The sequence below is a fragment of the Gemmatimonadota bacterium genome (assembly GCA_022560615.1).
Lineage (GTDB): Bacteria > Gemmatimonadota > Gemmatimonadetes > Longimicrobiales > Gaopeijiaceae > UBA1138.
In genome coordinates, this window is record JADFSR010000001.1 from 42480 (window position 1) to 54877 (window position 12398).

Annotated in this window: 11 protein-coding genes; 8 read left to right on the forward strand and 3 right to left on the reverse strand. The window is 63.8% G+C overall.

Features of this window, described 5'->3' with window-relative positions:
* Positions 1 to 47: 47 nt before the first annotated feature.
* From IIB36_00185 to IIB36_00195, 3 genes are all read right to left on the reverse strand, one after another.
* Positions 48 to 1460, reverse strand: coding sequence for an MATE family efflux transporter (locus IIB36_00185; protein MCH7530160.1), 1413 nt, complete (start codon positions 1458 to 1460; stop codon positions 48 to 50).
* Positions 1461 to 1484: 24 nt separating this feature from the next.
* The gene (locus IIB36_00190; protein MCH7530161.1) at positions 1485 to 2864 is read right to left on the reverse strand and encodes a M24 family metallopeptidase; all 1380 of its coding nucleotides are present in this window, start codon (positions 2862 to 2864) and stop codon (positions 1485 to 1487) included.
* A 169-nt stretch (positions 2865 to 3033) separates the two neighbouring features.
* Positions 3034 to 4275 carry a serine/threonine protein kinase gene (locus IIB36_00195; GenBank protein ID MCH7530162.1) on the reverse strand — a complete coding sequence of 414 codons (1242 nt, stop codon included), beginning with the start codon at positions 4273 to 4275 and terminating at the stop codon, positions 3034 to 3036.
* Between the two features lie 315 nt (positions 4276 to 4590).
* On the opposite strand from IIB36_00195, the gene IIB36_00200 reads away from it, so the two are divergent.
* The 8 genes from IIB36_00200 (at position 4591) to IIB36_00235 (ending at position 12395) form a co-directional block, all read left to right on the forward strand.
* Positions 4591 to 5763 (forward strand): hypothetical protein, encoded by a 1173-nt coding sequence (locus tag IIB36_00200; protein MCH7530163.1) that lies wholly within the window; start codon positions 4591 to 4593, stop codon positions 5761 to 5763.
* An 8-nt stretch (positions 5764 to 5771) separates the two neighbouring features.
* Positions 5772 to 6209 carry a GntR family transcriptional regulator gene (locus IIB36_00205; protein ID MCH7530164.1) on the forward strand — a complete coding sequence of 146 codons (438 nt, stop codon included), beginning with the start codon at positions 5772 to 5774 and terminating at the stop codon, positions 6207 to 6209.
* Between the two features lie 282 nt (positions 6210 to 6491).
* Entirely contained in the window at positions 6492 to 7856 is a 1365-nt protein-coding gene (locus tag IIB36_00210) for an IS110 family transposase (protein MCH7530165.1), read from the forward strand.
* Positions 7857 to 8096: 240 nt separating this feature from the next.
* A complete protein-coding gene (locus tag IIB36_00215) occupies positions 8097 to 9008 on the forward strand; it encodes an ABC transporter ATP-binding protein (GenBank protein MCH7530166.1) in 912 nt (303 codons plus the stop codon).
* Between the two features lie 3 nt (positions 9009 to 9011).
* Positions 9012 to 9698: a hypothetical protein gene (locus tag IIB36_00220; GenBank protein ID MCH7530167.1), complete on the forward strand. Its 687-nt coding sequence runs from the start codon at positions 9012 to 9014 to the stop codon at positions 9696 to 9698.
* Entirely contained in the window at positions 9691 to 10821 is a 1131-nt protein-coding gene (locus IIB36_00225) for a hypothetical protein (protein MCH7530168.1), read from the forward strand. Before IIB36_00220 ends, IIB36_00225 begins: the two co-directional genes overlap by 8 nt.
* On the forward strand, positions 10818 to 12002 hold the full coding sequence (locus IIB36_00230; protein MCH7530169.1) for a hypothetical protein: 1185 nt from the start codon (positions 10818 to 10820) through the stop codon (positions 12000 to 12002). Before IIB36_00225 ends, IIB36_00230 begins: the two co-directional genes overlap by 4 nt.
* Before the next feature lie 18 nt (positions 12003 to 12020).
* Positions 12021 to 12395, forward strand: a complete 375-nt coding sequence (locus IIB36_00235) for a VOC family protein (protein ID MCH7530170.1) — start codon at positions 12021 to 12023, stop codon at positions 12393 to 12395.
* Positions 12396 to 12398 lie beyond the last annotated feature (3 nt).

Here is a 12398-nt window from a genome sequence, read left to right on the forward strand (position 1 = left end):
GCTGCGCTCGTCGGGCTCTCGGTCCTGGACCGGGTGACCCCTACGAATCAGGCCTTCGCCTCCCCGAGATCGACCTTGATGCCCCGCCACTTCTCGCGCCGGAAGACGAGGACGCTCAACAGGGCTCGGGTAAAGTGTCCGAGCACGATCGCGAGCCAGATGTCGACGGGATCGAGTGTCGAAAAGGTCTGGATGGTGAAGCACATGCCGAGTGGGAGAATAAGCTGGGATACCATCGAGATATACATCGGACTCTTGGTATCGCCGGTGCCTTGCAGCCCGCCGGTGTACGCCAGCGCGACCGTGATGAACAGGCCCGATACGGCAAGATACCGGAGCAACTCGACACCCAGCCCCAGCACGACCGGATCGTCCATGCCGAATATGCCGAGCAGCACGCTCGGGATGATCACGAATGAAGCACCGATCCCCGCCGCGAGCAGGAGACCGAAGACGGCGGCTGTGCGAACCCCCTCGCTAACCCGGTCGGGCTTGCCGGCCCCGAGGTTCTGGCCCGCGACCGCCGCCGTCGCGCCCATGATGCCGACCGATGTCCACGTGATGAACGAAAAGAGCTGGGTGTAGCTGACCACATACGCGGCCTGGGCCTGTGCGCTCATCGAGAGCGACCCGATGAAGGCCAGCAGGAACACTCCCCCGATGTTCATCGCGATGCCCTGGATACCCGTGGGCAGGCCGAACTTGAAGAGCTGCCGGATGATCTTCCAATCGGGCATCAAGTTCATTCCTCTATGGAACGACACGACCCAGGTGCCACTGAAGAGCCGCAGCATCGCATACCCGCTCACGAGCGCCCCCGCGATGACCGTGCCCATCGCGGCACCTCTGGTGCCGAAGGCTGGGATCGGGCCCAGGCCTCGGATGAAGATCACGTTGAGCGTGATGTTCAGAATCGTGAGCGCGATGCCGAGTCGGAGCGGCGTCTTGGCGTCACCCGCCGAACGAAGGGCGCCACCGAGCATGAAGAAGAGCAGCATGCCGAACGAAAAAACGAACATGATGCGCAGGTACGGCAGCGCTTCCGTTTGCACCTCCGGGGCCGCGTTGACCAGGTCGAGCAGCAACGGGGACGCGAGATATCCGATGGGAGCCATGATCACCACGACGAGCATGACCGCGGTGAGGAACGCCTGGTAAACCGTGCGGTTCACCTTGTCGGGTTCGTCTGCACCCGTGAATCGCGCGACGAGCACACCCATGCCCGTGAAGAGCGAGCTGATGAAGACGATGACGACCAGAAAGATCTGCCAGGACACTCCGATCGCCGCGTTGCCGGTGTAGCCGACGTAGTTGCCGACCATCACGTGATCGACGATTCCTTGCATGCCGCCGATGATGTTCTGGAGCATCGTGGGCCACGCGAGCTTCCACACGGCTCCCCTGATCGGCCCCTCCACGATCGAGCGGTCGAACGCCTTCCCCGTCTTGGGTGCGCTCACAGGTGCGGGAAGGTCAGCTTGGGCCTACCAAACCAGGTGGAATCTGTTCTGGCGACGGAACACCCAATGGCGCTCGCCTTGCTCGTCCAGGTACGCCTCTTCTTCCTGCCGGCACGAGGCCGGCTTGCCGCCCCACTCAGGGATCGGCGTCGTCGCTTGCAACTCGATCGAGTGCCAGGTCGAGGGCAGCAGCACCGCGTCCCCGCGGACGGGTACACCTTCCTGCCCGTCCCAACGTCCGATGAGCGGGCCGGCTCCATGACCGTGGTCCCCAATCGGGTGCGTGTACACGGTCCCGTCGATCCCTTCTGAGCGCATCTGACCGAGCGTGTTCGCGAGGATTTGGTTTCCTGTCAGTCCCGGCTCCATGTGCCAGAGCAGGATATCCTGGAGTCGGTTGGAGTTCGCCAGGCACTGCTCCAGGCCGGCGGGAACGCTGGTCTCTCCGTCTTTCAGCACGTAGCCGAGGTGCTGCGTGTCCGTGTGGAGGTTGAGACCCACCACGCCGTAGTCTGTCCAGAGCAGGTCCCCCTTCTGGATGACCACCGGTCCGCCCCGCGCGATCTCTCCCCGTCGTTGCACGTCGACGGAGGTCTGGAACCAGGTGGTGTATCCCAGGTCCCTGAGCTTCTGGCGCATCCACCAGACGACGTCCTCCGTGGTCGTCACGCCGGGCGTGATCACGGAGTTTGAGAACGCCTCGCTGATTATGGCGTGTACGGTCTCTTCGATCTTGCGGTAGCGCGGCATCATCTCGGGAAGTCGCAGCCCGATGTAGTTCATCGCGAGGCGGGGCTCGCGCTTGACCCGCTTGGTGTATTCGTCGCCCAGGGCCTCGAGCAGCTCTTCCGCCTCACCCGCGTGCAGCCCGTCAGAGAAGGCCCACACCGGGTCGATGTTGAGCACGATGTTCTCGGGGTCGCGATCCTCCACCAGTTCCCGCAGCAGATTCCACTGCTCGCTTCCTACCAGCTCAGCCGTGGGCTGGGTGGGCGCGGGGCGCGTCGAGCGGAACGCTTCGAACACTCCCCCTTGGCTCGTACCACCGAGCGCCAGCCGTTCCAGCGAACCATCGTCACGCCGCGTGATGACGTAGATGGAACGACGGCGGGCGGCGAACGTCGTCGGCGAGGTGATGGACCAGAACACCGGATCCTCGGCGTACTCGCGCATCGACAGGATCCACATGCGCACGTCGTATTCGGCCATGAGCGCCGGCAGAATCCGCTCCATTCGCATCTCGAGCCACGCCTGCTGCTCCTTCGCCTGCTCGCGCAACGTGGGCAGCGGGTGGATGCGGGCTGGTGCGTGCTCGGGGACGTTCGCAGGAGCCTGCGCCGAGGCTACCTGGGCCACGACGGTCAGCGTCAGGCAGCACCCGATCAGAACCAGCTTCGACTTCATGTGCTCCCCCCCCTGGGCCGCTTTTGATCGATGAAGCCCACCAAGCTACCGGCGCGCCGCACCGTCCGCCATCGGACCATCAGCCCCACTTGCCCCCCGTACCCGACCGCGATAGCCGGGCTAAATGGACTCTTCTCTGCTTGCGCGAATCAGGCGGCGGGGAGGCCGCTCACCCCGCCAGCAAGATCCAGGCGCTCACGGTGACCCAAATCCCGCCGATCACGCTGAGCAGCATCCATTCGAGAACGTTCGTCTGCTGCTTGCCCCGTTCGCCGTGGAACCACGCGACAACCGTCGCTCCCGCGACTCCGCAAGCCACGAACGGCAGCGTCAACAGGTAGAAGATCCGATCCAACAATCCCTGATCGGCAGTGAGCTCGTTCACTAGAGACATCAGGCCGAGCCCGATGCCCCCTGTCACAATCACCACCTGGGGCACCCGCCGCCTGATCAGCTGCCGCATATCCGCCGCCGCCTCCACACTCCCACTCGTGGCGATGGCAGACTGCACGGCAGGTCCCGAATCGACCGACAGCGCCCGGGCCACGTCCGCCGCGCTCGGCCGGTGTTTCGGCTCACGGTTCAGGCAGCGACGAAGTAGATCCGCGAGGTCCGCATCGACCTCGGGACGCATTTGCTGCAGATCCTTTGGATCCTGGTTGAGGTGCGCCGTGATCCACTGCGTATTCGTGCGTGCGTCGTAGGGCCCCTCGCCCGTGAGGAGCTCGTAACCGAGCACACCGAACGCATAGATGTCGGCCAATTCGGTGAGATCCTGGTCAAGTAGCTGTTCGGGACTGAGGTACTTCGGATCGCCGATCATCTGACCCGTCTTGGTCAGGCGGGTGGCCTCCTCGCCACTGGTCACGAGCAGCGCGGCAATTCCGAAGTCGGCGAGCAGCGCCTTTTGGCCATCCTCGTCCCAGAGCACGTTGGCCGGACGGACGTCGCGGTGAACGATGCCCGCCGCGTGGGCAGCCGCTAGGGCAGACGCGATGTCATGGAGGACCTCTTTCGCGACCGCCGGAGAGAGGCGGCCTTCGGCCTTGAGCCGCTCCTCCATGGTGCGGCCCTTGACGAAGCGCATCACCAAGTACGGCGTTTCGTCGGGCAGCCGACCGAAGCGGTAGACCTGGACCACGCTCGGATGACCCAGCGATGCAGCGGCCTTGGCTTCGCGCTCGAAGCGCTTGAGCGCCGTCTGGTCCTTCGCGTGAACCGGCGAGAGGACTTTGATCGCGACGAGCCGCCCTAGCCCTTTTTCTTTCGCCAAGTACACCGTGGCCATCGAGCCCTTGCCGAGACTCTGCTTGATATCGAACTCGTCACCGAGCGCCGCTTGCAAGGCGTCTGCCGAACGCACCTCGGGATCATCCGGGGCGGCCGCGGGGAGGGGTTCTTGGTCGCTCATGACGACGGCACGATAGACTGGCAAGCCGCGCACGACAACCGTTCTCGATCCGTCTCGTTCATGCTCGACCCAGGAAACCCTTGCGGTCCCCGGCGCACTGTCTTAGTGTATTAGTGGACTGGTACACTAGTACACCTACACACCTCCCGCGCCGAAACTCCAACGTGATCCGCATCGAAAAGTGCCCGCAGGGCGTCGAATCATGTGTCGTCAATGGAGCGCGCACTTTTTTGGAGGTTCGTGATGGGTGAGGGTCGTCGTCGCGCCGCTCGGTCGAGTGGCATCGTGGGTCGAAAGAGAAAAGAGGGACTCTCAATGATGCGATACGCCGTGCTCTCCGTCTGGCTCTTCGGCGTCGCTTGCACTCCGTCTGAACCCGCCACCGAAGCGACGGCGCCCGCAGAGCTCCCGCTGCTCACCCTGTCCGGGCCGACGCTCGAGATCGGACTGATCGATGGAGACGAAGAGTACCTGTTCGGTTCCGTCGAGAGCGTCCTACGGCTAGAGGACGGAAGGGTGGCAGTCTCGGACGGCGGAGCGTCCAGAGTGTCCTTCTACGATTCGGACGGTGTGTTCGTCGGTTCCTTCGGACGGGTCGGACAGGGACCGGGCGAGTTCCGGAACCTGTCCCGCATCTACGCGCACGGTACGGACTCGCTACGCGTGCTCGATCGGTCGACGAGACGCGTCTCTACCTTCGATGTGCACGGCGAATACGGCGGGCAGATGGACGGCTACGACCTCTCGCAAGACTCGACCTTTTCTCTCGACGCTTGGCTGTATGGCCGGTTCTGGGTCGACGGTGCGCTCGCGGCAAGCGCGCGAGCTCGTGTGAAAGCAGCCCTGGACCGACTCCCGCAGCCTCGCCTCTCGCCAGGTTACCGAATCGTGCGCATGGCGAGGGACGGCACGCTCTTCATCCGCGAGCCTGACACGGACCCGGACGGGACCAGCGAGTGGACCGCAATCAACGCAGCCGGTGATGCCGTGGCGGTCGTGCACGTGCCCGACCGGTTCGAGCCGATGGACATCAACGCCGGAGAAATGCTCGGGCGCTGGACGGGCGAGTCCGGCGTCCACCTCGTGCGGGCCTACCAGCTCCAGGAAACGGACGAGACTCGACCCGTACCCGCATGGCTGACCGGTGCCGAGTCGATTGTAACGCTGGAGGTCCCTCCCGATCCCGATGAGCTGCTGTCGCTCATGAAGTCGACCATCAAGCAGATGGCGACGCGCCAGGAGATCCACTACTCGAAGAACATGAGCTACACGACGCGACTCGACGCCCTCGAGTTCGAGCAACCGGAAGGCATCGAAGTCAACTTCGTGATCGCCAACACACGGGGCTGGGCGGCGGTCTTCACGCACCCTGGGATGGACCGCGTCTGCGGACTCGGCTACGGCTCCGAGGTGCCGCCCGGTTGGGTGCCCGGCATGGTCATCTGCGCGCCGGAGGCGCGCACCGTCGCAACCGCCGGGGGGGGTTGAGCACACCCATGCTGTTCGACGACATCGACCCGCGTAGCCCGACACCGCTCTACGCGCAGATCGCCGCGCGCGTTCGCATCGCGGTCGCGGCGGGTGACCTGGGTCCCGGCGACTCATTGCCCTCCGTCCGCGTGCTCGCGAGGAGCCTGCGTGTGAACCCTGCGACGGTGTCCCAGGCGTACCGCGACCTGGCCGCCGACGGCTTCGTCGAGAAGCGACACGGCCAGGGCACGTTCATTCAAGAAGTGCCCTCGTTCCTGCGGGACGAGGAGCGGGCCGCGACGGCCCAACGGTTGGTGCGAAAGCTCCTCCAGGACGGGGCGCGGTTGGGGATCCATGCGGAGGAGCTTTCGCGCGCCTTCTACTCAGAAGCAAAGCACCTGCGCCCTGCGGGCTCCGGCGACATGAGGCAGAAACTGGACTATGGCTGCGGGCTAAGTACCTGATACCCTGAGCGGAGCATGGGAGGACTGAGGCCGGTCCGCCACTGGTGGCATGTCCCCGTTCAGGTAGCATGGTCCATGGGGTGTCGCGAATACATCATTGGTGACACGCAAGTCGTGATCCCGTTTGGGAGAGTGTAGACGAGACGCACTCCTGTCCTTCGATGCTCCTTTCGTTGTCCCAGAGCCAAGGAGCGACCCATGAAGCGCAGGCCCACCGCCTCGAAGAAGAGAAGTCGTCGGAACCGACGGAAGCGGGAGGCGAAGTTCCTCGAGCGGGTCCACCTGAACGCGGCGGGCATCGACATTGGCTCAGCCAGCCACTGGGTCGCGGTCCCCGAGGATCGCGACGATCAACCGGTGCGCGAGTTCAGGAGCTTCACGCCGGACCTCCACGAACTCGCTGACTGGCTCGACGTGTGCGGCATCGAGACCGTCGCCATGGAGTCGACGGGCGTGTACTGGATCCCGCTCTTCGAGATCCTCCAGGATCGTGGCTTCGAAGTCCTGCTCGTCAACGCACGTCACGTCAAAGGCGTACCGGGTCGCAAGACCGATATTGTCGACTGCCAGTGGCTCCAGCAGCTCCACACGTTCGGGCTCCTGCGCGGCAGCTTCCGACCCGATCCCGAGATCACGGCCATCCGCACGCTCGTGCGTCACCGCGGCACGCTCGTCGAGGAATGCGCGGCCCACATCCAGCGCATGCAGAAGTCGATGACCTTGATGAACCTCCAGCTCCACAACGTCATCACGGACGTCACCGGCGTCACCGGCATGGCCATCCTGCGCGACATCGTCGCCGGCCAGACCGACCCCACCGTGCTCGCTCGCCATCGCGACTACCGCTGCAAGGCCCCTGAGAAGGACTTCGTCGCGTCCCTCACCGGTCACTACCGACCCGAACTCGTCTTCGCGCTGCGCCAGTCCATCGAACTCTACGACGTCTACCAGGTCAAGCTCCGCGCCTGTGACGAGCAGATCGAAGCACTCATCCGCGCGCTCCAGGCCCAGTGCCCGACCCCCGACCGCGAACTCGCCGCTCGACCGAGCACCAAGAAACGCAGCAAGAACGAACCCCAATTCGACATCCGATCACCGCTCTTCGTGCTCGCCGGCGGCGTCGACATCACCGAGGTGCCCGGCATCGGGCCCTACGGTGCGCTACAGATTATCTCCGAGATCGGGTTCGACATGAGCCGTTGGCCCTCCCCGGGCCATTTCGCCTCCTGGCTCACCCTCGCCCCCCACAACAAGATCTCCGGTGGCAAGCTCCTCGGGTCTGCCACCCAACCCTCCGCCAACCGGGCCGCCAAGACCCTCCGCATCGCCGCCATGAGCATCGCCCGGAGTGACCACGCCCTCGCTGCCTTCTACCGGCGCCTCGCCGGACGCATCGGCAAAGCCAAGGCCATCACCGCCACCGCCCGTAAGCTCGCCGTGATCATCTACTGCATGCTCCGCGACCACACGCCCTACCGCGATCAGCCCGCTGCGCTCTACGACGAGCGCCACCGCAAGCGCGCCCTCATCGGCCTCCGCAAACGTGCCCAGTCCCTCGGCTTCGACCTCGTGCAGATCGACTCCGGACTCGTTCTAGAATCACCCCCTTCCACCCCCAAAACCGCTTCAAACCAGGCAGTTTCTTAGGAGCACCGCACCTGCGCCCTGCGGGCTCCGGCCACATGGGGTCAGAAACTGGGCACGTATCTACGGCGCTGTTAGGGGCCCGAAGGAACCCCGAACAAAAGGACAGTTTCTTGGGAGCAACCCACCTGCGCCCCGCGGGCTCCGGCCACATGAGGTCAAAAACTGCGCAGCGAGCCCCTTCCGAGGCATCTGAGGTACGCCAATGGCGGAGCAGTTTCTTGGGAGTTGGAGCCGAGATCATTGAATAACGCCATCGAGCTCACCGGAGTCGGCTGGAAAGCGGGCAAGTCGTTCGCGTTGAAGGACGTCTCGCTCTCCGTCCCCGCTGGCTCGATCTACGGCTTTCTGGGACCGAACGGATCCGGGAAGACCACGACCATTCGATTGTTCATGGGCATGATGAAGCCCGACCACGGCGAGATCCGTGTGCTCGGTCGGGATGTGCCCAAGGACATGAAGTCCATCCTCGCGAGGGTCGGATACGTACCGGAAAGGCCGCATGTTTACCCGGCACTGACCGTTGCTGAGCAGGTGAGGTACCACTCCTCGTTCTACGAGAGCTGGGACAAGGGATGGTGTAAGGAGTTGCTGGGAAGCCTCCACTTGGACCCGGACCGAAAGATCTCGCGGATGTCCAAAGGTGAGACGGGCAAACTGCTCATTCTGCTGGCCCTCTCACAACGCCCTGAACTGCTGGTCCTGGACGAGCCGACCGACGGCCTCGACCCTGTGGTGAGACGCGACGTCTTCACCGCCGTACTCGATTACGTGTCGGAGGTCAGCGCGACAGTGTTCATCTCCAGCCACCTCGTGCACGAGCTCGAGCGCTTCTGTGACTGGGTCGCGGTCATGGACGACGGACAGCTCGTCGCGGAGCTACCCATGCAGCAATTCAAGAACGGCATCAAACGACTCCGCATCGCGGACGCCCCCGAGTCGGCTGACGAACCCCCGTTCACGATTCTGAGCCGCGATCGCGCGAACGGGATGGGGTCCATGGAGACGTGGATCGTCCGCGGTTGGGAACCACCGATGCGGCACTACTTCGACGCCGTCGGCGCCACGGTGCGCGACGTCATGGACTTGGACTTGGAGGAAGGCTTCGTGGAGCTGCTCCGGTCCTCAAGACCCACACAAGAGAACGGAGGCTGAGCCGTGTACCAGCCCATGCTTTACCTACACTGGAAGCAGGTCCGCTTGGCCTTGATTCCTTTCATGGTCGCGTCCTTTGGGCTTCCCCTGCTCACCGTGCAAGGAATGGGGACCGTCGCGGGCATGGACTCGGGCACGCTCGAGGCCTACCGCCAGCTGTCGGAAGCACAGTTCTGGCTTCCCTTCTTTCCGGTACTGGCCGGGGTGATCGGAGTGACGCTCGGTCTCTCGGCTTGGAACTGGGATCACCAATTGAAGCACGTGTATGCGCTCAGCCTTCCGCTGCGGCGCACGGAATACGCCATGCTCAAGATGGGCGCGGGTGCTCTGCTCGCGGTCCTTCCGGCCGTGGCAATGTGGATCGGCGGGCATGTGGCAGCTGCTTCGCTGAGCCTGCCTTCTGAATTGCATGCGTATCCGAACGAGCTCGCGTTCCGATTCTTCCTCGCAGTACTGCTGTCCTACTCGCTTCTCTTCGCGATGGCGGCGGGCACGGTCAAGACGACGCTTCGCATCTGCGCGGTAATCCTCGTATTCGTCGTGCTCGGAAACATCGCCACGGGCGTGCTCGACGAGTACTACCGGTTCTTCGCCCGAACCAACGTGGTCGAGGTAGCCGTCTCCTGGCTGATGAACGCCTCTGGCCCCTTCGAGGTGTTCATGGGCAACTGGACGTTGATCGATGTCTAGCCTCGGCGCACGCGTGTCACTCGGCGCGGTCCTCCTGTGTCTGGTGCCAACGCCCCAGCAGGCTCAGACGGCGCCAACGGCAAACACGCAGTATGAGCTTCTGCTTGAGATCGACTCGCTTGTGGAGCGGTCCCGTGAGGCCCGAGCAGCGCTTCGCCGGACGCAGCAACATCGCCTGGAGGTCACTCGCGAAGCGTTTCCGACCACTCTGGACACGGTTGTCGTCGCGTCTCTGAGGATCGTGACACTGCCGGACCAGGTCGAAATGGCATCAGAGCTCTTCGGCGAGGTCATGAGGGAGCACTACCTCGGAGTGGAGCGGCACGGCGCGTTCGACGACGTGTGGTTCACCTTCCAATGGCAGACGCAGCTACAGCCGATCCACGTCGAGGGCCCCGAATATCGGGTAGAGAGCGTACGCGCCCTCTCGAGGCAGGGCGTAAAAGAGCGAATCGACGGCATGGTGTGGCTCGCGCTCACGCATCGCGTGATCGAAACGGAAACGGGACTCTCCGGATGGAGGGTCGCCAGCGACTTCAAGGCGCCCAGGGAATGGCGCACGAGGGTGTACCGAGAGTTGGCGACGATGCCGGTTCAGGCGGCTCGCTCCTGCCTGAAGGAGGACCCCGCAGCGTGTTGGGCCGTGCTCGGCCTGGACCTGGGCCCAAACCCCGAACGTGTCTGGTACACCCCCGCCGAGCGGCAAGCAATGGTTGTTCGGCTCGCGCACCTGTTCCACCGAAGGGAAGAAGACCTTCAAGGGCAGTGCACCGATCTGGGATCGATCGAAGCGTGTGACGAATTGATCGAAAGCCTTCCTCGATTCTATTGGGAGCCGAGTTCTCAGCGCGCCAAGTCCATCATGCTGTCGGTGGCTTTGGAGGCCGGGGGGACCGGCGCCTGGGCACGGCTTCTCGGAACCTCAGCCGAGACTCCCGGGGACGTCCTTCGCCACGTATCCGGTTTGTCCACCGGAGAGTTGTCGACCCGGTGGCGAGACCTGATTCTCACCAGCCGTCCTAACGTCCACGCAGGCTTCGGCATGACTCAGCTCTTCACGGCGCTGTGGGTTCTGCTCTTTGCCTCCCTAGCAGTGAGGAGCACGAGATGGCGCTTGGGATGAGACATTGGGTCGCGATGCTCCTGTTGGGTGCGGCGACGATCACGATATGGCTGCTGCCCCCGGCAGGTTTTGGTCCCGGACGTCGCGGCGGGCTGGAGACGGTCCAGACTCGCGCGGACGCTGCGTCGGCCGACCTGCGAGTAGCGCATGGAACTCTTCAGCGCATTCGGTGGGCAGACTCGCTGCCTGCGTTGGCAGTAAGGACCGCCCAGGGCAAGCTCGCGATCGGGTTCCCTTCTCATGAGGACCTGCAAGACGAGATCCGACAGGCGTTTCACGAATACGTGCGACGTGAGGTCGACGCACTCGACCGCCGTGATACGCGTGTCACGTTGGGGTATTTCTATCAACCGTTCCAGCACGCCGGACTCCCTGATTTGGCCGATCTGCGACGTGCGAGGGACCCCAAGGAGACGTACGTCGGGAGTTACGAGGGACAGCCGTATTGCCTCCAGGTGAGAGTCGTCGATGGTACCGACTTCGTACCGACGCTCACGCGGAGTCTCGCGAGTTGGGAAGACCTCTCACGCAGGGATCCTGACCGGTCCAACTTCCTGGCGGCTTGCCGGCCGTACGCACGCTTCGGGTTGGCCGGCCCGAAGATCCAGGAATGGCTGGAAAACGGGGCGATGCGATTCGCTTCAGGATCTCCACGGTTCTTCGCTCAACAGGGGGCCGCTCCGTGGTGGATGAATCGGCGCCGGATGAGCTACTGGCTCACGACGCAAGGATATGGCGGCAATCGTAGCCTGACGATCAAGAAATGCATGGCGGGCCGAGCTGATGCTTGCCTCGCGTTGATTACGGACCCCGCACATCTCTCGGTGAACCGGGAAGATCAACGGATCATCGATCGCTCGCCGGTCACGTCGCTGGGGAGCTCCAGCGCCCGATCATCCTTCGCAGGGTTCGACGACTACCTGTTTCTCGACCTCGAGCAGGAGTTTGGAGCCGATGCGTTCCAACGCTTCTGGACCTCCGAGCAGGAAGTCCCCGTGGCGTTCAAGCAGGCATTCGGCGTCGGGCTCGGAGCGTGGACCGTCTCGTGGGTCCAGCGCTTGATGGGAACGGTGGAGGCCGGGCCACACCTTCCTGGCAGCGCCATCTGGTTGAGCCTCCTGACCGTGAGCTTCCTTGCGGGGCTTGGTGGTCTGTGGGCGCGAAGACGCCAAGTAGCCTGACACGACCAGAGAACCGACATGAAATGCTACCCGATGATCGTCGTCCGTGACGTCCCCGCCAGCTCGACGTGGTATCAGGAGTTGCTGGGCGCGACGAGCGGCCACGGCGGCGAAGAGTTCGAGATGATCATGTCGGGCCACGACCTGCTGCTCACGCTCCACCACACCGACATCGAAGAGCACCCTGGCCTGGCAGTTCCCGATGGAGCCCCCGGTAGTGGGGTTGTGCTGTACTTCAGTGTGGAAGACGTGCACCCGGTCTTCGAGCGGGCGAAGACGATGGGCGCAGAGCTGATCGATGAGCCGCACCTGAACGAGAAGGCGCGTTCAGTGGAGTTCAGCCTCCACGACCCGGACGGATACTCGCTGACCGTATCGCAGTGGAAGGGGTGATCA